19 protein-coding genes and 1 pseudogene are annotated in these 23,154 nt (G+C 68.6%); 11 read left to right on the top strand and 9 right to left on the bottom strand.

Annotated elements, in window-relative coordinates; translation table 11 throughout:
• Window positions 1-2: 2 nt before the first annotated feature.
• The 3 genes from AB0J78_RS29640 to AB0J78_RS29630 all read left to right on the top strand — a co-directional run bounded on the left by AB0J78_RS29640 (window position 3) and on the right by AB0J78_RS29630 (window position 1,522).
• Window positions 3-380: a hypothetical protein gene (locus AB0J78_RS29640; RefSeq protein ID WP_363794696.1), complete on the top strand. Its 378-nt coding sequence runs from the start codon at window positions 3-5 to the stop codon at window positions 378-380.
• A 69-nt stretch (window positions 381-449) separates the two neighbouring features.
• Window positions 450-884: a hypothetical protein gene (locus tag AB0J78_RS29635; protein WP_363794694.1), complete on the top strand. Its 435-nt coding sequence runs from the start codon at window positions 450-452 to the stop codon at window positions 882-884.
• Window positions 881-1,522 (top strand): hypothetical protein, encoded by a 642-nt coding sequence (locus AB0J78_RS29630; RefSeq protein WP_363794692.1) that lies wholly within the window; start codon window positions 881-883, stop codon window positions 1,520-1,522. Before AB0J78_RS29635 ends, AB0J78_RS29630 begins: the two co-directional genes overlap by 4 nt.
• Here AB0J78_RS29630 and AB0J78_RS29625 read toward each other — a convergent pair.
• Window positions 1,418-2,023 carry a hypothetical protein gene (locus AB0J78_RS29625; protein WP_363794690.1) on the bottom strand — a complete coding sequence of 202 codons (606 nt, stop codon included), beginning with the start codon at window positions 2,021-2,023 and terminating at the stop codon, window positions 1,418-1,420. The genes AB0J78_RS29630 and AB0J78_RS29625 overlap by 105 nt on opposite strands.
• Before the next feature lie 559 nt (window positions 2,024-2,582).
• Here AB0J78_RS29625 and AB0J78_RS29620 point away from each other — a divergent pair.
• From AB0J78_RS29620 to AB0J78_RS29585, 8 genes and pseudogenes are all read left to right on the top strand, one after another.
• A pseudogene (locus tag AB0J78_RS29620) lies at window positions 2,583-3,418 on the top strand (transposase family protein).
• Between the two features lie 458 nt (window positions 3,419-3,876).
• Entirely contained in the window at window positions 3,877-4,926 is a 1,050-nt protein-coding gene (locus tag AB0J78_RS29615; protein ID WP_363794688.1) for a hypothetical protein, read from the top strand.
• Between the two features lie 332 nt (window positions 4,927-5,258).
• Window positions 5,259-10,352 (top strand): MobF family relaxase, encoded by a 5,094-nt coding sequence (gene mobF, locus AB0J78_RS29610; protein WP_363794687.1) that lies wholly within the window; start codon window positions 5,259-5,261, stop codon window positions 10,350-10,352.
• A gap of 288 nt (window positions 10,353-10,640) precedes the next feature.
• Window positions 10,641-11,048 carry a vitamin B12-dependent ribonucleotide reductase gene (locus AB0J78_RS29605; protein ID WP_363794685.1) on the top strand — a complete coding sequence of 136 codons (408 nt, stop codon included), beginning with the start codon at window positions 10,641-10,643 and terminating at the stop codon, window positions 11,046-11,048.
• An 801-nt stretch (window positions 11,049-11,849) separates the two neighbouring features.
• On the top strand, window positions 11,850-12,470 hold the full coding sequence (locus tag AB0J78_RS29600; RefSeq protein WP_363794683.1) for a hypothetical protein: 621 nt from the start codon (window positions 11,850-11,852) through the stop codon (window positions 12,468-12,470).
• The gene (locus AB0J78_RS29595; RefSeq protein ID WP_363794681.1) at window positions 12,470-13,069 is read left to right on the top strand and encodes a hypothetical protein; all 600 of its coding nucleotides are present in this window, start codon (window positions 12,470-12,472) and stop codon (window positions 13,067-13,069) included. Before AB0J78_RS29600 ends, AB0J78_RS29595 begins: the two co-directional genes overlap by 1 nt.
• A 64-nt stretch (window positions 13,070-13,133) precedes the next feature.
• Window positions 13,134-16,034 (top strand): RHS repeat-associated core domain-containing protein, encoded by a 2,901-nt coding sequence (locus tag AB0J78_RS29590; RefSeq protein WP_363794680.1) that lies wholly within the window; start codon window positions 13,134-13,136, stop codon window positions 16,032-16,034.
• A 12-nt stretch (window positions 16,035-16,046) separates the two neighbouring features.
• A complete protein-coding gene (locus tag AB0J78_RS29585) occupies window positions 16,047-16,238 on the top strand; it encodes a hypothetical protein (RefSeq protein WP_363794678.1) in 192 nt (63 codons plus the stop codon).
• Between the two features lie 269 nt (window positions 16,239-16,507).
• On the opposite strand, the gene AB0J78_RS29580 is transcribed toward AB0J78_RS29585, so the two are convergent.
• The 8 genes from AB0J78_RS29580 to AB0J78_RS29545 form a co-directional block, all read right to left on the bottom strand.
• Window positions 16,508-16,699, bottom strand: a complete 192-nt coding sequence (locus AB0J78_RS29580) for a MerR family DNA-binding transcriptional regulator (RefSeq protein WP_363794882.1) — start codon at window positions 16,697-16,699, stop codon at window positions 16,508-16,510.
• 544 nt (window positions 16,700-17,243) lie between these two features.
• Window positions 17,244-17,492, bottom strand: a complete 249-nt coding sequence (locus tag AB0J78_RS29575) for a hypothetical protein (RefSeq protein WP_363794676.1) — start codon at window positions 17,490-17,492, stop codon at window positions 17,244-17,246.
• A gap of 62 nt (window positions 17,493-17,554) precedes the next feature.
• Window positions 17,555-17,938, bottom strand: a complete 384-nt coding sequence (locus AB0J78_RS29570; RefSeq protein WP_363794674.1) for a WhiB family transcriptional regulator — start codon at window positions 17,936-17,938, stop codon at window positions 17,555-17,557.
• Window positions 17,935-18,633, bottom strand: coding sequence for a GGDEF domain-containing protein (locus tag AB0J78_RS29565; RefSeq protein ID WP_363794672.1), 699 nt, complete (start codon window positions 18,631-18,633; stop codon window positions 17,935-17,937). The genes AB0J78_RS29570 and AB0J78_RS29565 overlap by 4 nt, the downstream gene beginning before the upstream one ends.
• A gap of 47 nt (window positions 18,634-18,680) precedes the next feature.
• A complete protein-coding gene (locus AB0J78_RS29560) occupies window positions 18,681-19,142 on the bottom strand; it encodes a hypothetical protein (RefSeq protein ID WP_363794670.1) in 462 nt (153 codons plus the stop codon).
• 214 nt (window positions 19,143-19,356) lie between these two features.
• Window positions 19,357-20,031, bottom strand: coding sequence for a hypothetical protein (locus AB0J78_RS29555; protein WP_363794668.1), 675 nt, complete (start codon window positions 20,029-20,031; stop codon window positions 19,357-19,359).
• A complete protein-coding gene (locus AB0J78_RS29550) occupies window positions 20,028-21,911 on the bottom strand; it encodes a TraM recognition domain-containing protein (RefSeq protein WP_363794666.1) in 1,884 nt (627 codons plus the stop codon). Before AB0J78_RS29550 ends, AB0J78_RS29555 begins: the two co-directional genes overlap by 4 nt.
• Entirely contained in the window at window positions 21,908-23,038 is a 1,131-nt protein-coding gene (locus tag AB0J78_RS29545; RefSeq protein ID WP_363794664.1) for a C40 family peptidase, read from the bottom strand. The genes AB0J78_RS29550 and AB0J78_RS29545 overlap by 4 nt, the downstream gene beginning before the upstream one ends.
• Window positions 23,039-23,154: the final 116 nt, after the last annotated feature.

Genomic DNA, 23,154 nt, shown 5'->3' with positions numbered 1-23,154 from the left:
CCATGCACCTGCTCACGCTCCCGTTCACCACCGACAAGCTCCGCGAGCTGGACGGCGACGAGGCGATCCTCGCGGTCGTCGGGCAGCTCGCCGACTGCATCCTCGGCCGACCGGCCTTCGGTGACAACGACCGTGTCGCGTGGCTGCGGGCGCAGGCCGACCTCTCCGAAACCGTGCAGCACCAAGCCCTTCGCGAATGGCACCTGGTCAAGATTCGGATCTGCTGCGCAGCGGACTTAGACGCGACCGGCGATGTGCTCAACGGCTACCGATACGCTGCAGCTTGGGACCAGATCGCCGAGGCCGCCGACCTCACCGTTGAGCAGGTCAAGGACTGCTGGGGTGCCAACTGGCTTCGTAGGCACCAACAACTCGCGTAGCCCCTGAACGCCACCTGCGCAGCTCGCGTAGGCCGACCATGTCACCGTCGTGCTCTACCCTCGATCGACATGAGGTTTCGTCCTATCGTCGTGTTCGCCCGGCTCTGCGGTGCGGCCGGTCTGGGCGTGTTCCTGGGGGCCGCCGTCGCGGGCCTGATCAGCATCGTCACCGGCGCCGCGTTCGCCCGTGGTGCCGCCTGGGTGGCCGGCGTGCCCGTGCTCGCGGTGCTGGGCGCCCTGGTCGGGCTCGCCGTCGCCTGGATCACGCGCCGGTGGTTTGCCCCGCAGGCCCCGCGCCGGCGGTTGCTGTTCACCGGCGCCGGGCTGGCGGCCCTGCCCCTGGCCGTCGCGGTCGCCCAGGGCGAGCCCAACACCGTCATCGCGTTCACGCTCATCGCCGCCGCGGTCGTGCTGACCGTGACGCTGTGGGCGCGCGGGTATCGCCGGGAAACCGCCCAGGTGCGGGCGATGATGTACGGCTACGGCCGCCCCGCCGGCCGGTGACGCCCGACGGCGGGCCGGAGACGCGACCGCTGTTCGAGGAGCCGGTCGAGCCGGGCCTGCTCCCCGAGCAGGTAGTCCCGCCCGCCCACCCGGACCGGAAACCGGCGGCGCCGCTGACCGACGCGCTGGTCGTCGACCCGATTGCCCACGCCGCCGAGATCGAGCGGTTCTACCGCCGGGTGGTGTTCGGACCCGACGAGCACTGCGCGATCTGGACCGGCGCGATCTCCGACGACGGGTACGGAACCTTCTCGGCCACGCGCGGCGGTCGGGAGCGGACGGTCAAGGCCCACCGGTTCGCCGTCGCCTACCAGCTGGGCATTCCCGTCCAGTTCGGGCAGGTGATCGAGCACGCCGTCTGCGACAACCCGATCTGCGTGCGCGCCCATCCCGACCCGGTGATCGGGCACCTCTGGCCGTCGACCCAGGCCGACAACCTGCGCCGCATGGCCGCCAAGGGTCGAGGCGGCGGGCGGCCACGCTGGTGGATCCGCCGGTGGTCCGGCCTGCTGCGCCACGAGCGCGCCGAGCACTCACGCGTTCTGGCGGCCGCCGTCCGCGACCGCGGCTGGGACGAAACCCGAGTCCGGGCGGTGCTGCTGACCATCGACCCCGCGCAGCTGTCGCTGTTCCCCTGACACCGCTCCGGTGGTCTCCTCGCCCGCCGCTGCCCCCGTCGGCCTGTGCCCGGACGATTTCGCCGGGACCGTATCCCGTTCCTGAGCCGGGCCACTGCCCGCCTCGGCGGCCGTGCGGCCCGCCGTGATCAGCCGTCTTGCTTCCTTTTCACTGCGCAGCTCAAGCAGCTCGCCCACCTGCTCGACCGTTCGGCCCGCCTCGTGGATCGCCAACGCCGCCTGAGCCTGCCGGGTGTGCTCACCGGTGACCCGCTCCCGCGATTCGGCACGCAGCGCGTCGATCTTGCGCTGGAGGGCAGCCACCTTCTCCTCGCAGGCGGCATCTTCAGCGGCGATGGCCTCTCCGGCCTCGATGAACTCGCGCAACGCATCCTCAACGCGCTGCTCCCGCCATCTCTGCTCGGCGAGCTGATCGGCGTTGCGCTGCCGGGCCCGCTCCAGACGCTGGCTGATCCTGGTCGACCGGCGCGGCCGCCGGCCCCGGGTAGATGACTCGGCCATGTCCGCTTCCCTCCCCTGACGGTTGTGCCGTACGAGCTCGACGCTAAGACCGCCCGAACCCGCAGCGTCCCGACGCGCCGGGAACCCGCGGCTTCGGAGGGGAAGGAAGAAGGCAGATGAAGAGGGCGCGCCCGGCCGAAGCCGGGCGCGCCCGCCGTGCCGTGCGCGGAAGCCCCGAAGGGCTTACCACCGCGAGGTGGCTCGGCCAAGACCGCGCCGACACACTCGCCTGGCGTGCGCAGGGCCCGCTGAGGCCCGTGTCGCCAAGCACCGATCAGTGTAGCCGCCACCCGTGACGCATGGTGCCAACAAGCGGCAGGCCGACCCTGCCCGGCGCCTTGCCCGGCCGGGCGCCTGCCCATATCCGGTGTCCCGCTCGCCACGGTCACGCGAGCCTGCCGCAGTGCCGGGCGAGCGAGGCAGGGATTGTTCTCCGCTGCGCTCCGAACAATGAGGTGATCTCAGTGGATTAGGGGTGGGGTGGCTGGGAGATGTGGGCGTGGGGTCCTGGTAGAAGAAGGTCTCACCACAAGATCATCTTCACGAACCAGGACCCCACGTGATCACCTATCGTGCCAGGCTCGATGTCGCTGACGAACTCGCCCTCTACCTCGCCGGACTCCTCAACGCCGAGCGACGGCGTCGTGGCACCGGGCGTGGACGCCGCGCGTTATCGACGTTTAAACAGGCCGTGCTGGGACTGCGGTGGTTCCGAGATCGCACCGCCATCCCCGCACTCGCCCGGGACAACGACATCTCCCGGGCCACCGGCTACCGCTACATCGACGAGGTCATCGAGGTGCTGGCCGCCCAAGCCCCGGACCTGCACCACGCACTGCGGCAAGCCAAATCCGACGGTGCCACCTACCTCATCCTGGACGGCAAACTCTTCCCCTGCGACCGACTCACCGAGAAAACCACCAGCGTGAAAGGAACCCCGATCGACCGGTGGTACTCCGGCAAACACCACCGCCAAGGCGGCAACATCCAGGCCCTGACCACACCGGATGGCTTCCCGATCTGGGTCTCACCCGTGGAACCCGGCTCGGTTCACGACATCACCGCCGCGGATCACCACGCCCTCGGCGCGCTGTACTGGGCCGCATCCCAACTCGACCTGCCCACCCTCGCCGACGGCGGCTACCAAGGCACCGGTGCCGGAGTGCACACCCTCATCAAACGCTCCAAAACCGGCAAAGGCCGCCCACTCTCCACCGACAACCACGCCTACAACCAAGCCCTCCGCAGCCTCGCGGCCCCGGCGAACGCGGATTCGCCGTCCTCACCGGACGCTGGCGCACCCTCCACCACATCACAGCCAGCCCCCGCAAAATCGGCAACATCCTCCAAGCTGCACTCGTCCTCACCCACCACGAACACCGCAAAACCCACTGAGATCACCTCAATGAAGACATTCCCCTTCTTTCCCCCGGCCCTTCGCGGCCGGATTGTCTCAACGTGTGGGGCTGTCGCGTCAAGGCCACCCCAAAATTCCCGAAATTCTTCTCCGCAAGCTCCGAACAATTTCGGGAATTTGCGGGGCCCCGACCTTGACCCGACAGCCCCACACGGGAGGGATTGGCCTATGTCGAAGGGGCGGGGAAAGAAAGGGAATGCGCGACTAATGAACGGGCCCATTTAGCGAGGGCAACCCGCCCTTTTTCGTGCAAACACGCAGGTCAGAGGGTGGTTCACTTGATCCGGCGAATTGCAGAAAATAGGAATAAAAGCCCTGATTGAACTTGCCGCGAGTCGGCAATTCGGGATAGAATAAGAGTCGCAAGCCGCCGGGAAGGCCAAGCCTGGCGATTGCGCAAAAACCGCTGACTTTGGGGTTCTCTATGTCGCATTCTGTGACGATTTCTGACTCGGTTCTGTCTGTCGCCGCACTGCTGCGCACCGGCGACCTCCGCGCCGCCCGCGCTCAATGGCGCGAGACGCTGACCAGCGCGGACGCCCGCGAAATCTCCGTGCTGGCCGAGTGCGGCCGGATCCTTGCCGAGCACCCGCGTACCGGGGTGAAGCGGCTCCGCGAGTACTGGAAGCGCGCCGACGAGCGCGACCGCGCCGTTATCGCGGCGTGCGCACCGCGCCCCGGAGAACAGCGCGAGCGGCCCGAGCCGCAGGCCGACCGCGCCTCGCGCTGGGACCGGCAAGCGATCGAGAACGCCCGCCGCCGCGCCGGGGGCGCGGTCCGCACCGAGGTGCGGCCGGAACTCCGCCGCGCCCAGCGCAAGGCCCGCGCCGAGGCCCGCGCGGTCACCGAGTACGCCGCCACCCGTGCGGGAGTCGACGACGCCCCGCAGCGCGGCGAACGGCCCGATGGCTACGCCGTCGATTACGAGCGCATGACCATCAACCTGGTGGCGCGCGACCGCGAGCGGCCCGACCCCCGCACCACCGCCGTTCGCGACGGCGGCCGCCCGTGCGTGGCCCTGGGCTGCAACATCGAACCCAGCCGCGCCGACCGCGCCCACCGCGACGGGTTGTGCCAGGAGTGCCGCGAGCTGGGCCGCCCCGGCATCCAGGTGCCGGACAACGCCACCCGCGCCCAGGCGATCGAGGCCCTGTGCGCCTACATCCACCAGCACTACCCCCGCGCGCTGAAACACCTCCGCACCGAGTGGAGCCGCTACAGCCACCAGACCGATCGCGACACCGTCGCCGCCTGGGTGGCCGCGAACGCCAGCGAGCCCGCCGAGCAGCCCGCCGCGCCGGAGCTGGCCGCCTGCCAGACCTGCGGCGAGGACCGCAGCCCGCGCGACGTCCGCCACCTGCCAGCCGACGACGGGCAGTGCGCCGGGTGCCGCGCGCTGGAGTCCGCGCCCGCGCTGTCAGTCGTGCCCAGCGCCGCCGACGACGTGCCCGCCGCCGCAGCCGAACCCGCCGCGCTTGCCGCCTAGCGGCCACCCGCCCCCGAAGACCCCCGGTCATGCGACCGGGGGTCTTTTTCGTGCGCGCTTCCCACGGTTCCCGCCTGGTCGCCGCCCACATCCCGCCGCGCGCCCGGCCCGCTTCCGCGCTGTAACCCACCGGTCGCCTTTCGGCCGGCATCTCACCCGCCGACCGTGCCGCCGGTCCCCCCTGGTCTGCCCCCTCACCGACACACAGGACGTCTTGCATTCTGCATGCTCCCCGGTTCTGTATCGATTGAGTCTGCGACGGGCAGCCGCCCTGGCCTGCTTAGCGTGAGTACGTCGGCCTGACTGAAATCGCTGATGACAGAGGTGCTGGGGTGATCGGTGTTCGCAAGCTTTCACCCGGCGGGTACGAGTACCTGACCGGGTCGGTTGCGTGCGGCGATCGGGAGCTCGAACCCGGCGAATCCCTGTCCGACTACTACACCGCGCACGGCTACCCACCCGGGCAGTGGTTCGGGCGCGGCGCGGCCGCGCTCGGTGTGGACGGTGAGGTCACCGCGGCGCAGATGAACGCGCTGTTCGGCGAGGGCAGACACCCGGAGGCCGACCGCATCGAAGCCGAGATGATCGCTGATGGCGCGTCGCAGGCCGAGGCCCTGGCCGCGACCAAGCTCGGCTACCGGTTCCGGCAGCACAGCGGCGCCGACGAACTCCGCAGCAAGGTCATCGACGCCTACAAGACCTACAACCTCGAAAACGATCGGCCGATCGGCGCGCCGATCGATGAGGCCACCCGCGCGAGCATCCGGCGCGGCGTGCAGGTGCAGGCGTACGCCGACGAGCACGAGGGCCAGCACCCCAGCAACGCCGAACTCAAGCGGTGGCTGGCCGAACAGAAGCGGGAACTGAAATCCGCCACATCGGGCTACGAGCTCGTCTTCGCGCCGCCGAAGTCGGTTTCGGTGGCGTGGGCGCTGTCCGATGACGCCACCCGCGAGCGGATCGTCGAGCTGCACCGCCAGGCCGTGCGCGACACCTTGCAGTACTTCGAGAACAACGCCGCCTACACCCGCAAGGGAGACGGCGGCTACGCCCAGGTCGACGTCAAAGGCATCACCGCCGCGCTGTTCGAGCACTGGGACTCGCGCGCGGGCGATCCGCACTTGCACACCCATGTGCCCATCAGTACCAAGGTCCAAGGGGCCGACGGGCGGTGGACGAGCCTGGACGGGCGCACTGTGCTGGCCGCGTCGGTGACCACCAGCGAGTACTACGACAGCCGCCTGCGGGACCTGTTCCGCGAGGCCGGTGCGAGCTGGAGCGAGCGTGCCAAAGGCGGGTTCGATCTCAAGCGGGTGGGCTGGGAACTCGACGGGGTCTCCGACGCGCTGCTGGAAGGGTTTTCACAACGCTCATCGCAGGTGGAGACCGACCGCGCCCGCCGCATCGTCGACTTCCGGCGCGAGCACGACCGCGAACCGAGCCCGAGCGAACTGCGTGAGATCAGCCGCTGCGCCAAGTACGACACCCGCGACCCCAAACAGGAACCGCGTTCTCTGGCGCAGCATCTGCGCCGGTGGCGTGATCAGGCGATCGAGACGGTCCGGCCGAACGAGCTCGCCACGCTCGGCACCCGGCTGTTTTCCGGCCACGGTGAGGCGGTCGCTGACGTCGACGTCGGCGAACTCGCCGCGGGCACGCTGACGACGGTCTCGGATCACTTCAGCCACTTCAACAAGTGGAACATCGCAGCCGAAGCGCACCGCCAGACTGCGCATCTGAGGGTGCCGGAGGGCACCCGTGACCAGGTGATTGACCAGGTCGTCAATGCGGTTCTCCGCGATGCCGACACCGTTTCGCTCCAAGCCCCACCTGCGGTCGAAGAGCCCTCCGCGTTGCGGCGCTCCGACGGCGAATCGGTGTTCGTTGAGCACAACGCCCAGCGGTTCACCACCCACCACACACTGCGCGAAGAGGCAGCTCTGGCCGCGTGGGGACGGCGCCACGACGGGGTGCGCATCAGCGAGGCCACGGTCCGGCGAGCCGTCGGCGGCGCGAAACTCAACGCTGGTCAGAAGCGTGCGGTGGCCGGTTTCGCGACGTCCGGGCGGCGGGTGCAGCTGCTCTATGCACCAGCCGGGGCAGGCAAGACCACCGCGATGCGGGTCTTCGCCGACGCCTGGCGCGCCGACGCCGGCGAGGTCTACGCATTCGGCCCGAGCGCTCGGGCCGCCCAGGAACTCGGATCCTCGATCGACGCGCGGCCGCACACGTTGCACCAGGTCACCACGGCGATGCAGATGGGCAGCGCCGAGCGAGCGTTCCCGTTCACGCGCGGGGATGTGCTCATCATCGACGAAGCCGCGATGGCCGGGACGCACACGCTGCACGATGTCGTGCGCTACGCCCTGAATCGGGGTGCAGACGTGCGGCTGGTCGGTGACGACAAGCAGCTCGCTTCAGTGGAGGCCGGCGGCGCGGTGCGCTGGTTCGAGCACAACAACGGTGCGCTGCGGTTGCGGGAGGTCGTGCGGTTCGCCGACCAGGACCAGGCCGCGGCCTCGCTCAAGCTGCACAGGGGCGATGCGAGCGGCCTGGACTACTACTTCGAGCAGGGCTGGGTCCACGAAGGTTCGCGGGAAACGATGCGCGAGGCCGCGCACCACGCCTGGCGTTCTGACCTCGACGCCGGACGGCCGTCCCTGCTGATCGTGCCCGCCAACGACGACGTCGTCGCCCTCAACCACCAAGCCCGCCAGCTGCGGCTGGACCGCGGCGACGTCGACGACGGACGCGCCGTGCGGCTGCACGACGGCACCGCAGCCAGCAAGGGCGATCTCGTCGTCACCCGCCGCAACGACCGGCTGAAAACGCTGTTCGGAGGCCGGGACTTCGTGAAAAACGGCGACACCTGGGAGGTCCAGAACGTCCGCGCCAGCGGCGCGATCAAGCTGCACCACCAGGTCAGCGGCGGCAGCATCATCCTGCCGCCCAACTACGTCGCCGAGCACGTCGAGCTGGCCTACGCCGCGACCGTGAACCGCTCGCAGGGCATGTCGGTCAAGGGCGGCTCGTCCCACAGCCTCGTGCCCCAAGGGCTGTCCCGTGAACAGCTCTACACCCAGATGACCCGCGCCGAGTACGACAACCAGGTTTTCGTCGAAACCGTCCAGCACACGATCGACAGCCACCAGGAAACCCCGCTGGAACGCACCGGGCGGGGCGTCCTGGAAGCCGCACTCGAACGGTCCTCGGCCGAGACCTCGGCGACCGAGGAACTGCGCGCGTCCCTGGACAAGGCCGAGTCGCTGCGCACCCTGGTCGGCCACCACGACTTCGTCGCGCACCTCGGCTCGCAGGAGCGCATCGAGGCGGTGCTGACCGAGCACGTGCCCCACCTGCTGGAACAGCCCGCCACCGGGGCGCTGCGCCAGACCGTGCGCAACGCCGAAGACCTCGGCTGGCAGGCCGAGCACCTGGTACCCGCGGCCCTCGCCCAGGGCGAGCTGGCCGACGCCGACGATCCCGCGGCGGTGCTGCAATGGCGCATCGAGCAGCACCTACTGCACGAACAACCACCACCGCGCACCGCCGCGCCCACGATGAACCAGATCAACCACTGGCGCGGGATCGTCGAACGCCACGACGCCACCGCCGACGTCGAAGAACCGGCCTGGACGCAGGTCTGGAGGTTGGCGGCAGCAGCTCATGCTGAGGGCCTCGACGCCGATGGCGCCGTCACCACCGCCGCCACCCGGCTCGCCAACCGGCCCGCCGCCGACCCAATGGACGCCCACCGCTACACCGCCGGAGCGGTCTCAGACGCACTGTCCGAGCAGCGCGCACGCGGCGCCGGCTGGTCGCCCGCACTGCCGTGGATGGCACGCCCCGACCACACCAGCCTCAGCGACGAGCTGCGCGACTACCTCCAGCGCCTCAACGGCGCCATCCACGATCGCCACACCGAACTGCGCACCCAGGTCACCGCCGAACAGCCACACTGGACGGCCGGACTGGGGCCACGCCCCGAGGATCCCGGACTGGCCGAACGCTGGGACACCGTGGCCGGTCTGGCCGCCGCCTACCGCGACACCTACGGCGTCACTAGCAACGACCCGGCGCACCCGCTGGGTGAACAGCCCGACAGCCAGGGCCTGCGTGCCCGCGCCTGGCACGACCTCATCGACCAGTGGGGCCCTTCCACCGAGACCGCCAGCACCGACCAGGCCACGGGCACGAGCCACGACGAGCTGGAGCGGCTACGCGACGGCATCGACGTCGACGACCTGCTGGACACCTTCACCGAGGCGCTGCGCGAGCGGACCGAGGAACCGCTGTCGGTGCTGGCTGAGCGCCACTACAACACCAGCCGCGAACTGCTCAACCACGTCGCGCGCCAGGCCCTGGCCGAGCACGCCCCCCACGCACTCGGCCGGCCCGCCGAGCCCAAGCTGCTGGACACGCTGCGCCGCGCCGAAACACAAGGTTGGCAGTCCGACCAGCTCGTCGCGCGCGCCGCTGCCAGCAGCGGCCGCGAGCACAGCAGCGACCCAGCCGCGGTGTTGCGATGGCGCATCGAGTCCCACATCGCCGACCACGAGCCACCCGCCCGCGTCGCCGAACCCAGCGCAGAGCAGATCGACCGGTGGCACACGATCACCACCGCAGTCGTACCGGACGAAGACGTCACCGACGACTGGGCGCTGGTGTGGCGGCACGCCGCCGCCGGCGCCGCCGAGGGACTGGACGCCGAAGCGGCGGTGGCCGACGCCGCACGGCAGCTCGCAGAGTGGCCCGCCGACCCGACAGAAGCCCACCGCTACGCCGCCCAGATCGTCGTCGACCACCTCACCGACCAGCGCGACCAGGGCACCGGCGAGCAGCCCGTGGTGCCCTGGCTGACCGCCCCGCACCGCACGGTGCGAGACGCCTCCCCCGAGCTCGCCGACCACCTCGACCAGATCACCACCGCCGTGTCGACCCGAGTCGACGAACTCCGTGACCACGTCGCCCACGACCGCCCGGACTGGGCCGCGCAGCTCGGCCCGCGGCCGCAGGAGGCGACCGCCGCCGAACGCTGGGACGACGTCGCCGGGCTCGCGGCCGCCTACCGCGAGACCTACGGCATCCGCACGAACGACCCGGACGTGCCGCTGGGGCCCGAACCCGGCGGCCAGAACGCCAAGGCCGATGCCTGGCGGACGATCACCGACAAGTGGAGGAACACGATGACCAGCCCGAACGAGAACTTCCAACGCGACGACACCACCGAACGCATCGAAGCCCTGCGCGACCAGGTCCTGGAAACCCGCGAGGACTACCGCGACGACTACGTCGAGCGCCAACTCGACTACCACGACGAGGACGAATCCCGCCGCGAGAGCGAGGGCTCCTACGAGCGCTACGGCTATGACGACGACGAAGAACTCGACCAGGGCAGCGGGTTCCACTCCGGCATGGGCCTCTGACCTCGTATCACCCTGAAAGCCAGAGAACCCCGGAAACCCAGGTGTTTCCGGGGTTCTCTCTTAGATGGACGTGGTTGATGGGCTGGACGGCTATTTGGCGGGTCAGTGCGGGCCGGCTGCCGTCGGATCGGTTGGTGACCCCCGGCTTCTGACCGAACGGGTGACGCGCCGCTGTCCGAAATTGTCGGTACCCGTCGATACGATCACCACATCTAGTGGTCCATTAGTCGGTGTGCATCTATTGATTGTGTTTGAGGAGCTTGTTGTGGTCGTCGCCGAGCCCGCCCGATGAGCGTCACCCCGGCTGTCGTCCGGCAGCATCTCCCCCGGGCGCGGCCGGGCATGACCACGGACGTCTCGATCGGCGGTACGGACTTCACGGTGTTCGTCTCCGCCGATGCCGATGGCCGGCCTGCGGATGTCCACATCGCGCACGCAAAGCATGGGAGCTTCGGACGCGGGATGGTGGAGGCGTTTGGTGAGTTGCTCACCGAGGCGCTGCATTACGGGATGCCGCTCGAGGAAGTCGTGGCCCGGTTTCTGAACACCCGGTTCGAGCCGCAGGGCTGGACCGACGACGGCGACATCCCGTTCGTGACCAGCCCGATCGACTACCTGGCGAGGTTCCTGGCCCTGGAGTTCCTGCCCCGTCACCGGTGTGTGGCGCTCGGCGTGATCGCCACCGACGCGGCGTGAGCACTACATCGAGTCCTCGATTGGTGCTCCGGGTTCACCGACCACACCACCCCGCTACGCAGTCGATCGAGAACGGATTACCGCCAGGTATTACGAGGGATAGCTGGCGTAGTGCACTTATTCGGAAGGTGCCGTATTCGTCGGGTGCTTCCATGTCTGCACCGCCCCACCAGACGACCTGATCAATTACCCATCCGCTGGCCAGCGCCTACCGCACCGGCCAGCGCTTCAAGGTGCTCGGTTGGACCACGAGCCGGACCGTCGCCGCAGCACAGCGCTGATCAACAGCTGTGCACGACTAGCTACGTCTGCCTGACCCCGTTGCACCCGACAGGGGGTGGGCGCCGCGTGGAGTGGACTGCGGTTCACCGCGTCAACACTGTCCGGCTGAGGGTTGGGTCTTCGGTGTCGGTCCTGCATAGGCGGGTTGTGTTGCTCCATACGGTCGATCTTTTCCGCTTGCACAGTGCAGGTTCGGGCGGTGTTGTGAGTGGGTTTCGGCTGTCCAGGAGCGAGCTGGGTCGTGTGTGGACTGATCATCTTGCCCTGGCTAGGGGCGTTGACGTGTCCGCGAGGAGGACTACGGTCGGTCATGGGTTCGATGAGTCGCGTGACCGTTCCTCGTTGACGGTGCTGGCGCGGTTCGTGCTGGTCGGAAGCAGGTTCCTGGGGTATCCGGCCGGGTTTGACGGTCGCGCTGATCGAGCCGCTTATCACCGTGTGTTTCCGCGTTGCGCCTTTATGGGGGACACGTGTGTCTTCTATGCGACGACCTCGCGGCTTGTGACGACTGGAGGTCTGATGAACACGACAACCTGTCCGACGGGTGATCGCAGCTCGCAGCGGGCGAGCGCGTTGGAGCGAGACATCGCTGAGCTGCGCGGCGAGTGGGAGGCCTGGCGGGCCCAGCTCGGTGTGTGGCAGAGCTACACCCCGCCGCTGGATGTCTACAGCAACAACCAGCGGATCCCGGTCAACATGGGCACGGGCGGGGTTCGGCAGGGTTTCTACATCCGCGTGGGAAGCCGGCTGCATCTGCGGATGGTCTTCTACTGGGGTCAGCCGCCCTACGATGCCGCCGCGGGCCGGGTGATCACCGAGTTACCGCCGGGAATGACCGCCACGGGTGGCCATCACTACCTCCACACGCATCTGTGGACCACCAGCGGCACCGAGGGTGCCATGGACTGGGCCGGCTCGGCGCTGATCCAGCCCGGCACGCCGACGTGGCTGCAGCCGATGTTTCCGTTCAGCAAGCTCGATGCGCGGTTGGGTTTCTACACCATCGCCGGGCCCACACCGGGGAACAACACCAACAGCGTGCCCTACATCGCCAGCGGTTTCCCCGAGGGCGGGCTCCTGGTCATCCAGGGCACGGTGCAGCTCGCAGACGACGCGGCGCTCTCGGCGAGGTGGGTGTGATGAGCCCGTCCACGACCTGTTCCTCCGGGGAACCCACGAGCCAGCGGCTCACGGCACTGCGGCGCGAATACGAACGTATGCGGGCCGAATTCGCGGCATGGCAAGCGGATTTAGGCGAATGGCATGCCTATACGCCGCCGCTGGTAAGCCTCGGCCAGACCGGCACACAACAGACTCCGGTCAACCTGGGCACCGGTAGCCAACGCCGCGGCTGGTTCATCCGCATCGGCCAGCGACTGCATCTGCACTGCGAATTCCTCTGGGGCAGCCCACCATTCGATGCCGGCGCGGGCCAGGTCGTTTCCGAACTGCCCGCGGGGTTGCGCACACCGCCCGGCAGCCACCATTTCCTGCACAACCATCTGTGGACCACCAGCGCCGGTTATGCCGACTGGTGGGGCTCAACCCTGATACAGCCGGACTCGACGCGGCTGCAACCGATGTTCTCCTACTCACAGGGCGATACCCGTCTGGGCCTCTACACCATCGCCGGGCCCAATCCGGGCGATCGCGCCTGGAGCGTGCCCTCCATTCCCAGCGGTTGGCCCGAAGGCGGACTGCTGGAACTATTCGGCACGATCACCGTCTCCAACCTCTGATCGCTAGGACCTTTTCACTTTTTCGACTTTCACAGGCTTTTTCACACCTGGGAGGTGTGTGTTCATGTCCGCTCCGATCCACACGCAGATCGTGACCGGCGGTGAGTTCCTCGGCGTTCGGCCGTGGTATCCGTTGGAACGTCACCCCATCTCCGATCGCATCGAAGTACTCGTCCACCTGTCCACGGGCAACCTCGTGGTGCACGTACGTGACTTGACCATCGAGGGCCGGTGCGACTTCGCGCTCAACCTCAACCACACCTTCAACGCCCAAGCACCGCCGGTGTTACCCCCAGGAGCGATCGAGCCGAGCTTCGGCACCCACTGGGCCAGCCTGATCGACACCCACCTGTTCGCCGACACCGGCAGTGTTCGCACCCTGGTCGACCCCACCGGCTGGTACGCCAGTTTCCAACCCGACGGCAGCGGGGGCTGGATCAGTCCGGCTGGCATCAACGCCACCCTGCACACCGAACCCGACTCCACTTACCGGCTCGTGTTCCACGGCTCGGAGGAAGTCTGGCGTTTCGACACCACCGGATTGTTGACCAGCCAGGCCTGCCGCAACGGGCAAACCATCACCTTCGCGCACCGCGGTGATGGGCGGGTGGAGACCATCACCGACACCCGCGGGCGCGTCACCACGCTGCACTACGACGCCCAGGCCCAGCTGGAATCGATCGAAGACCCCACCGGGCACGTGTTCGGCAACTACGTCCACGACACCGACGGGCGCCTGCTGCAGTTCGACGACCGCGGCGGCAACACCACGTACCTGAGCTACGACACCAGCGGCAACCTGATCGAGCTCATCGACCCGAACGGCCACACCTGGTCCGCCGAGTACGACACCACCAACCGGGTCACCGCCGTGCACGAACCCCTACCGGGCGGGGCGGCAGTGGCCACCTGGGCCTACGTCTACGGCACATCGACCACCGAGGTCACCGACCCGAACAGCAACACCTCGACGTTCACCTTCGACTCAACCCACCGCCAGCTTTCAGCCACCGACGCGCTCGGCCACGCGCGGGGCACGACGTGGACGGCCAACAACGACGTCAACACCACCACCGACCCCACCGGGGCCTCGTTCACCTATGACTACGACGCCACGACCAACAACCTCATCGGCACCGAACTGCCCACCGGGGCGGCCATGAGCATCGATTACACCGACACCAACCATCCGTTCCAGCCCACGAGCATCACCGACCCGCAAGGCACCCAGGTCGAACTCGACTACGACGCGGCCGGGAACCTGCTGTCGGCCTACAACACCAACCTCGGCATCACAGTCCTCGCTTACACCTACAACCTGGATGGCAGCGTGGCTACCCGCACCGATGGCAAAGGCGCGGTGACCACCTACGACTACGACAGCCTGGGACAACAAACGGCGGTGCACCCGCCCGACCCACGCGGCGTCGAGCACTACACCTACGACGAACTCTCCCGCCAGCACACAGTTCGCGATGGGAACGGAACCGTCCTGGAGCACTCCTACGACCTGCTCGACCGGCCCACCGCCATCACCGATGTCACCGGCGGAATCCGGGACGTGCGCGAGCAGCGCAGCTACGACCGCAACGGCAACCTCACCGCCACCCACTCACCAAGCGCCCGCATGAACTACACCTACACCCCACGCGGCCAGGTGCAGTCACAACGCACCACCACCGGCGATGTGCTGGAAACCGTCGGCTACGGCTACGACCCGGCCGGCAACATCGTCTGGCTGCAACAACCGTGTGCCACCGTGCGCTACGGCTACGACGCCGCCTACCGGTGCACCACCCTCACGCTGCCCGACGGGGCGGTGATGTCCTTCGACTACGACACCGCCAACCGCCGCACCGACGCCCACTACCCGGGCGGGTTCCACCAGCACACTGACTACGACCTCTCCGGCCGCGTCACCGCCGTGGAAGCCCGTGACAACGCCAACGTGCTGCTCGACCGCAGCACCTACCGCTACGAGACCGATACGGCCGCCGACTCCACACTCATCCGCGAAATCACCGGTTGGTTCAGCCCCCACCCGACCGGTCAACCCACGCTGTGCACCTACGACGGGCTTAACCGACTCACCCAAGCCGGGCCCTACACCTACACCTTTGACGACGCCACCAACCTCACCAGCACCAACGAACACACCTTCACCATCAACGCCGCCGATGAGTACACCCACATCGACACCACCCCACTCGGATGGGACCGCGCCGGCCAACTCACCGCCGACGAACAACAGGTCATCAGCGAATACAGCGCCACCTACCAGCTCACCGGTACCACCGGGCCCGAAGGGCGCCTCGCCGAATTCGCCTACGCCACCAGCGACGCGGTGCAGTTGCTGGAAGGGCTCTACGGCACCGCCGTCGGCACCGTGCACGACACCTACACCCATACCGCCCTCGGACTCGGCGCCTACACCCGCGACGGCGTCCGCACCACCATCATCCGCGACCCCGACGGCCGACCCATCGCCTTCGACACCCTCGGTGGTCCCCGCCACATCCCGCACACCGACCCGCAGCGCACCGTGCACGCCTTGGTCACCCCAGAAGGCCAAGTCACCGGCACGTATGCCTACACCCCCTACGGCGACCCCACACCCACCGGCCAAGCCGCCAACCACAACCCCCTGCGCTGGCTCGGCATGCTCCACGACCCGCAGGGGCGCTACCACCTAGGCCACCGCTACTACCAGCCACACCACGCCCGCTTCACCCAACCCGACCCCAGCGGACAAGAAATCAATCCCTACACCTACGCATTCGGCGACCCCATCAACAAAATGGATTCAATAGGCCTCAATGCTTGCACTTGGACTTTGTGGGGAGCCGGCCAGATCTTCACGTATGCTGGTCTCGCTGCCACTGCAACCGGAGTTGGAACTCTTCCAGGAGCTGTCATTGCCGGGGCAGGTGTAGCATTTGGAGCCGCATCGAACTTGGTCTGCTAAGAGGAGAGAAGCATGGCCGGACGAGGAATAAAGTTCTGGACGATCGTCACCCTTGGTGTCATCCTGACCCCGACCGCCATGCTTATCACCAGTCTTTACGATGCTCCAGCTGTCGTTTGGATTCCGGTTTTGATCCTCTCATTTGGCGTCTATATTGCTATTCTCGTGTATGTGGACCGCGTAAGTCGCGGGCGCAACAGGTAGGCCTCCGTGGGCCGGGTTAACTAGCTGCGCTCATGTATCGACGATATCCATGCGATGTTCGAGATGCTGCACGACGAGAGTGGGCAATTTGTCCGCACTTTGCTTAGGTTGGACACGGCTACATCGCTAAGCAGGTTCGCCGGGGACGACTCCGCGCGGTGGCGATGATCTCCGGCAAGGTCGGGCTGGAGACGGTGTTGACGGTCACGTGCCGGGGCCCTGGTGGTCAGTGGTGGGCGCGGTTCTACCTCGCCCACCACTGGCGACATCTAAGGCAGCAAGACGCGGAAAGTCTCCAGGCTCTCAGCAGAGACACCACTGGTCACCGCCCATGCTGAGAGCATGATCCAGATCCGGTAGCTGGCTGGAGTCCGCTCGGCGGGCAGTGGTCCCGCAGTTTCGTAGAACCGCAGGGTCGTGGCCGGGGTGCCGGTGCGTTCGGCGAGCTGGGAGATCCGCATCGTGCTCACCTCCCGACGGTAAACCTTTGACCCGGCTCGAAGGTCAAGCCTGTTTCCCTCGCTCCCGCTGTTGGTCTTGCTCGTACCCTCGGGCTCGGAGGAAGGCGTGCCAGTCACGTTTGGTTCGGTGCACCCACTGGACGGCGGCGGTTTCGCTGAGTCCGAGCAGGGTGGAGAGCACTGCTGCGGGGAGGTCGCTGGCCAGGCTGAGCAGGGCTGAGTTGCGGCTGATCCGGGTGGGGATTTCGTGGGCGGTGAGCTTTCAGACGGCCATCATGTGCCCGAACTGCACCACGCGCGTCGTCGGACCATCTGGGTCGGTCAGATCCAGCGGGCTCAGCCAGCGTTCTGTGGTGAAAGACGAACTTCGACTTGATCTCGTACACCTGAAGGTAGATCCCGGTCCCCATCTGCATGCCGATCACCGTAACTGGCCCGTCACCAACTGTGGCGAAAGACGGGGAAACGCCAGCCTGTACAGCCTGTTCAGGGATCCAAGCACTTTCCCGGCTCGGGCTTTTAAGCCAAACCCAAGTGCGCGGTGCTACTTGTTCGAGGTCGAGCGGGACTGCCGGAGCCGGTAGACGGTGCGGCCGGTGGCGAACGCGGCGACCAGGCCTGTGGTGAGCAGGAACGCCCGCGGATCAATGGTGGCCCCCAGCAGAATCGTCAGCAGGAACGTCACCACCAGCGACGGGGTGATTCGCCACGGGTCGTGCGGCAGCTTGAAGGCCAGGAACACGGCGAAACCGACGGCCGCGACGTCGATGATGATGAGCAACCAGATCGGCATCCTGCTCCCTTGACGATCCTGTACGGGCGATCGCGTGCGCCACCTCGCCGGGCGCCACTATCTCACTGATTGCTGGAGCAGTAGCGCCTGGCAGGCAGCAGGTCTGACTCGGCTGACTCGGCTGACTCGGTGAGTAGCGTGCGCACGACGTCGACGTCGTCCGGCGGGCGGTGCTCGGGCACGAGCCCGGCCTCGCGCCACCGCGCCAGCAGCCGCTCCCGCGCGCGAGGGGTGAGCCCGCCGCGGATTCCGTGCTGCTCGGATAGCGGCCGCACCAGCTCGGCGGACAGGCACTCAGTCCACACCGCGCATGTCGCGCAGAACTCGGTCGCGCGCCGTTGCCGCCACCGGGCTTGGTCCACCGGTTCCTCGTAGTCATCCGGGCCGAACCACAGCTCGAGCATCGTGCCGCGGCAGGCGGCGTCGTCTTCCCAGTGTGCGCTCATCGCTGGTTCACCTCCTGTGTCGCGGGCCCGAGGCCACGGGCTTCTTGGCGGGGCGCGGGGCACAGTGCGGGTAAGGCGGCCGCGTGGGAGCGCGGCGAGCACACGCGCCATCCGCCGCCCTGCCGGGTGGATTTGGCCTCGTACATGGCCAGGTCGGCCGCGACCAGTGCGTTCGAAAGCACGGCCTGGCGGCCGAGGGTGCTGATGCCGAGCGAGACCCCGACCCGGAGCAGGCCCGCATTGGTCGAGATCGGTGCGGTCAGCGCGGAGACCAACGCGTCGAGATCGACGGGGCGGAGTCCGCGGGTGACGAACGCCAGCTCGTCACCGCCGATCCGGCCGACGACGGCCAGATGGCCGAGCTGAGTTTTCAACCGGGTGGCCACGGCTCGCAGCACCTCGTCGCCGACCTGGTGGCCGTGGGTGTCGTTGACGGCCTTGAACCCGTCCAGGTCGCCCAGGCCGACCGTGCAGTCTCGGTGGCACAGCGCCGCTTGGGCCGCCGGCTCGAAGGCCGCTCGGGTGAGCAGTCCGGTGACGGGGTCACGGTGGGCGCGGTGCAGCTGGCGCGTGCGGGCGTGCAGCCGGGTGGCGGTGAGCACCCACCCGGCTGCGGCGGTGGCCGCGGCCGCGCCGAGGGCCGTCGTCGAGCGCGACGAGGCCGGTGCAGCGGGGCGCCATTCGAGGAAGATCATGGTCGGGCTCCCTGTGCGTCGTTGTGCTGGTCACGTGCTGGTTTTCCTCACATCCGCGCGCGAAGCCGTCGGTAGAACCGCGCGCGATTCGGGGTGGCGACCTCGTGGTGCAAGACGCCGGCCTGCTGACCGGTCTCGACGTTGACCGCACGCACGGTCCACAGCTGCTTTCCTCCGCCCTCGGGCACATAGGTGCGGTAGACCTCGATGCGCACCCGCTGGCCCGGCAGGGTCGGTGCGGTGTGCTCGTAGACGCCGCCGCAGCCGACCAGTGCGCGGTCGTCGGGCACGTGCGGAGCGATGACTTCCCAGGTCACGTCCTCCAACATCGCGATCAGCGATCCGGTGGCCCACACCCGTTCGCCGCGGCTGGCCAGCAGGCTGCCGGGCAGGATCTCCGGGACTGTGTGCTCGACGCCGATGACGCGGAGCGCGGTGTGCAGTGGCGTCGGCTCAGCAGCGGGAATGGCACTGCGAGCCGTGTAGGAGCGGGTGTCGTAGTCGGTCATGACGGGATCTCCACGAGTGCTGGTGCGAACGGATTGGCGGTGGCGCTGGGGTTTTCACGCAGTCCTGGCTGGCAGGGATTGCGCCAGGACACCTCGCAATCGGCGCAGAACCACCGCAGCAACGGGTACGGCAGCCAGCGGGTCGGTACCTGGCATTCCGGGCAGCGCAGTCCTGGTGCTGGACGAGGACTGAAGTGGCGCGGAGCGGTAGCGGTCATGACGCAACTTCCTTTCTGACGTGCACTTCTTCAGTGCTGGTGTGGCCGGACGTGGCCTGGGTGAAGCGGTCAGGGCGGGCGTCGGCCCCAGCGGGGCGGTGTCGTCCGTCCAGGCAGTGCGCGTGGGTCCACTCGGTGAGCCGGGCGGCGAAACCGGGCCGCCAGGTGTGATGCCAGTACTGGGCGTCGCGCACGTTGGCGGTGGCGCCGACGTTGGCCCGCCGCCAGCTGTAGGCGAGCGTGGCGACCTCCATCGCCAGGCCGGGATGCTGGCGCCAGCACCCGGGAATCGGCGTGGCGGGACCACCGGCCCGTCCTACGTAGGTGGCGTTGTACCAGGCCACGAAGTTGTCCAGTGTCCAGTTCGGACTGTGGCCGTCCTTGCGGTGCTGGTGCTCCTCGGCCGCGGCGGGCGGGGTGAACACCACCCACGCGGCGGGCCGGTCGTGGGTGTCGTCCTGCTCGTCCCCGTCGTCGCCGGTGTCGCCGTTTTCGAGGGCGTCGATGCGCTCGCGGAGCGAGTTGACCTTCTTGGCCAGCCCGCCGACGACCTCGGTGAGCGCGCCGAGCTGCTTGTCCAGCTCCTCGGTGTCGGCCGGATCGTGCTCGCTGGGCTCGTCCGTTGCGGGTTCACGACGGCGGCGGTTCGGGGTGATGTCGTCCTCGCTCACAGCGGCTTGACCTCCTGGTAGGCGGGCGCGGTGGGCTGCGCGGAGGTGGTCAGGGCGTATCCATCCGGGGACACGGGGACCTCGCCGTTGCGCACCGCGTCGACGTCGGCCTTGAGCGACTTCCAGTCGCGGCGGCGCTTGACGTCGACCGTGCGGGCCAGGATCGGCTTGAGGTGGCGGTGGAAGACCAGGACGCGGCCGCGGTCGACCGTGCGCACCGCGCCGGGCCGGTAGGTCGGCACGGACTCGGTGCCGACCGAGGTGCGGCCGATACCGAACAGGCCGTCGGATTGCTGCTGGTAGCGCCGCCGCTCGTGGTGGTCGGCGATCGTGGAGATCCACTCGAGGGTCTTGGGGTCCTTGATGCCGCCCCAGAGCGTCAGCGTCGTGGTGTTGTCCAGCAGCTGGCGGCGCCCGTTCTCGCCGTAGAGGGTGTCCAGGTGGGCCAGAGACTGGGCGGCCCAGTGGATGATCACGCCCCGACCGGCCGAGTCGGCCAGGACCTCGGGCAGTCGCGGCACCGGCGTGGCGTCGAAAAGCTCGTCGAGGTCGTTGGTGGCCGGCGGGTCAAGACGCCGCGACGGGTACGACAGCGCCATCTCCTGCTCGTTGGTCAGGATGTCCTCGACCAGCGCGGTCAGCACCGGCCGGACCTGGTCGGCCTGGTGCTCCCCGGCGACCAGGAACAGGCTGCCCTGCTGACCGATGAAGCTGCGGGGATCGAACTCCTCCCCCAGCTTCGGGGAGCACAGCTCGCGCAGGTGCGGGTCCAGCCAGGGCTCGATGACCCGGCGGACGCTGAGCCACACCGCGTCGGAGGTCTCGGCGACCATGCCGATCTCGGAGCGCAGGTTGTCGGCCAGCTCCGGAAAGCCGTGCTCGCGCAGCAGCTCGACCGGCTCCTGGTCCGGCGGTTTGGTGATCGCCCACCGGACGAGGTCGGCGACTCCGCGCCCGGCGTGGGCGGCGGCGAGCAGGTAGGACTGCACGACCATCTTCGCGCGCTCGCGGAACACCTTGTCGTTTCCGCCCACGTTTTCCAGGCCCACCGCTGCGGCATCGACGAGCGTTTCGGCGCGGCGGCGCGCGGTGGTGAACGATTGGCACCCGGTCACCGGCGAGTAGCGCACCTTGGCGGGCCAGTGCACCTCGCCGGTGGTGTCGAAGACCAGCACGGGACCGGCTTCTCGGCGGCGGGTGCGGGCCAGCGCGGCGAACTCGACCAAGTCGGGTTTCGTGGTGCTGCACAGCAGCGCGCCCGGTGCGGCGAGCGCTTTGTGCACAAGATCCGTGCGGGACTTGCCGGATTGGGTGGGTGCGAAGGCGCCGGTGGGGTTTTCCAGCGGTGTGCACATGACCTGGCGGTGTGGGCCGCGGTGCAGTGGTGCGGCGACCTGTTCCAGCGGTGCACGGCGCCGCTCGCGCGGGCTCAGGCTCGGCCGGGTCCACTCGGCGGTCCGCCGAGCCGCCTCCAGGGAGAGCTCGCGGCGGATGTCCTCCCGGCTGGCGTGACCGGGCTGCGACGGGCCGAACCGGCGCCAGGCCAGCCCGGCCAGCGTGGCCAGGACAGCCACCGCGATCGCGATGATCGCCAGCGTGACCGCCCAGTACAAGCCCGGCCGCCCGGCCAGCGCCGGGGCCCACGGTGCTCCGAGGCCCGCAGCCGGATCGGCGGGGTTGCCGAGCACGGCGAACACGCCAGATACCCAGGTATCGAAGGTGGGCATGGCCCAGGGGCCACCGGTGAGCACGGTGGCGGCTGCGGCGCCGGCCATGAGCCCGGCGGCCAGGGCCAGCAGCGCGCCGAGCACCGAGACCAGCACGCCCATCAGCGCGAGGTCGCGATCGGCGGTGGGTGAAATGCGGTGGTTGCTGCTCATGCCTGCGGACTCCCTTGCGGCGGTGGTGGTGTGGTGGGTTCGGCGACCCGCCGGATGGACACGATCTGCGGCGCCCACGCATCGAGGCGTTCGAGGATCACGCCGGTTGAAGAGTCGTAGGCGTTGACGATCACGCCGTGGCCGGCGTACATGCCCACGTGCCGCGGATCGGACGGGGAGCCGAGCGAGCCGGGGATGAACACCAGGTCACCGGGCTGGATCTCGGCCAGTGATCCGACGGCGCGGCCGTCGTCCTTCTGGCCGTAGGTGCCCGCCGAGATCGGTACCCCGGCGTGGGCCCACGCGGCCTGCATCAGCCCGGAGCAGTCGAAGGCGTCCGGGCCCTTCGCGCCCCACACGTACGGGGCGCCGAGCTTGCTCAGCGCGAACTCCACGGCCGCACGCTGCTTCGGGTCACTCGGCAGCTGGAAGCCCGGCGGGAGCTTGGCCGGATCGAGCGGGATGTTCGATGCGCCCTGGTCCGGGCAGCCCAGCGCGGACTGGCTGGCCGATGCCTGCTGGGCCGTATCCCCGCCGCTCGGCGGCGGGACCGGGTTGTCCGGGCCGGTCCAGAACTTGTCCATCAGCGCGCTGGCGGGCTGTTCCTGCGGGGCGTAGCGGTCGGGAAACGCCGATGCCTGCACCTTCTGCTGGGCCACCCCGGGCGGCATGGTGTGCCAGCCGTCGAGCTGCACCAGGTGGTCGAGGAACTTCCCGGTGGCATAGGCGGGGTTGGTGACTTCCTCCGGCGAACCCCAGCCCATCGACGGGCGCTGCTGAAACAGCCCCAGCGAGTCGCGGTCGCCGTAGTGGACGTTGATCAGCCGGGACTCGACGATCGCGGTCGAAATCGCCAGCACCGCGGCCCGTTTGGACAGGTGGCGCTGCTGGACCACCGAGGTGATGGTCTGGGCGTTGGTCATCTGCTCGCCGGACCACTGCTGGTCGCCGACCTGCTGCCCGCCCCCGCCGGGGCCGCCGTCGCCGTGGCAGCCGCCGAACGCGATGCCCAGGCTTCCGGAGACCGCCAGAACCGCGACCCCGACCATCGCCGCAGGCATGACGATGAAGGCCGTCAGCGCGACGGCGACCATCGACCACACGGTGCCCTTGCTCGACCCCGACATGGCCGCCTACCGGTCCCCACCTGTCTCCAATGCAGCGGGTTCGCCTGGGGCGATCCGCCGCAGGTGGAGCTGCGTGCCTGGTGAGGACTGGTTCACTTGATCGGGGGGCAATCCCG

The sequence above is a fragment of the Saccharopolyspora sp. NPDC049426 genome (assembly GCF_040676935.1).
Lineage (GTDB): Bacteria > Actinomycetota > Actinomycetes > Mycobacteriales > Pseudonocardiaceae > Saccharopolyspora.
Note: the sequence above shows the minus strand (reverse complement) of the source record. Positions and strands in the feature narration are given on the sequence as shown.

Excerpts from the sequence above, each read along its gene's own strand:
- AB0J78_RS29605 (WP_363794685.1), top strand. The coding sequence starts at position 10,641 with ATGAGCGTCACCCCGGCTGTCGTCCGGCAGCATCTCCCCCGGGCGCGG.
- AB0J78_RS29580 (WP_363794882.1), bottom strand. The coding sequence starts at position 16,699 with ATGCGGATCTCCCAGCTCGCCGAACGCACCGGCACCCCGGCCACGACC.
- AB0J78_RS29635 (WP_363794694.1), top strand. The coding sequence starts at position 450 with ATGAGGTTTCGTCCTATCGTCGTGTTCGCCCGGCTCTGCGGTGCGGCC.
- AB0J78_RS29625 (WP_363794690.1), bottom strand. The coding sequence starts at position 2,023 with ATGGCCGAGTCATCTACCCGGGGCCGGCGGCCGCGCCGGTCGACCAGG.
- AB0J78_RS29600 (WP_363794683.1), top strand. The coding sequence starts at position 11,850 with ATGAACACGACAACCTGTCCGACGGGTGATCGCAGCTCGCAGCGGGCG.
- AB0J78_RS29545 (WP_363794664.1), bottom strand. The coding sequence starts at position 23,038 with ATGTCGGGGTCGAGCAAGGGCACCGTGTGGTCGATGGTCGCCGTCGCG.
- AB0J78_RS29550 (WP_363794666.1), bottom strand. The coding sequence starts at position 21,911 with ATGAGCAGCAACCACCGCATTTCACCCACCGCCGATCGCGACCTCGCG.
- AB0J78_RS29595 (WP_363794681.1), top strand. The coding sequence starts at position 12,470 with ATGAGCCCGTCCACGACCTGTTCCTCCGGGGAACCCACGAGCCAGCGG.
- AB0J78_RS29590 (WP_363794680.1), top strand. The coding sequence starts at position 13,134 with ATGTCCGCTCCGATCCACACGCAGATCGTGACCGGCGGTGAGTTCCTC.
- AB0J78_RS29560 (WP_363794670.1), bottom strand. The coding sequence starts at position 19,142 with ATGACCGACTACGACACCCGCTCCTACACGGCTCGCAGTGCCATTCCC.
- AB0J78_RS29640 (WP_363794696.1), top strand. The coding sequence starts at position 3 with ATGCACCTGCTCACGCTCCCGTTCACCACCGACAAGCTCCGCGAGCTG.
- AB0J78_RS29570 (WP_363794674.1), bottom strand. The coding sequence starts at position 17,938 with ATGAGCGCACACTGGGAAGACGACGCCGCCTGCCGCGGCACGATGCTC.
- AB0J78_RS29585 (WP_363794678.1), top strand. The coding sequence starts at position 16,047 with ATGGCCGGACGAGGAATAAAGTTCTGGACGATCGTCACCCTTGGTGTC.
- AB0J78_RS29565 (WP_363794672.1), bottom strand. The coding sequence starts at position 18,633 with ATGATCTTCCTCGAATGGCGCCCCGCTGCACCGGCCTCGTCGCGCTCG.
- AB0J78_RS29575 (WP_363794676.1), bottom strand. The coding sequence starts at position 17,492 with ATGCCGATCTGGTTGCTCATCATCATCGACGTCGCGGCCGTCGGTTTC.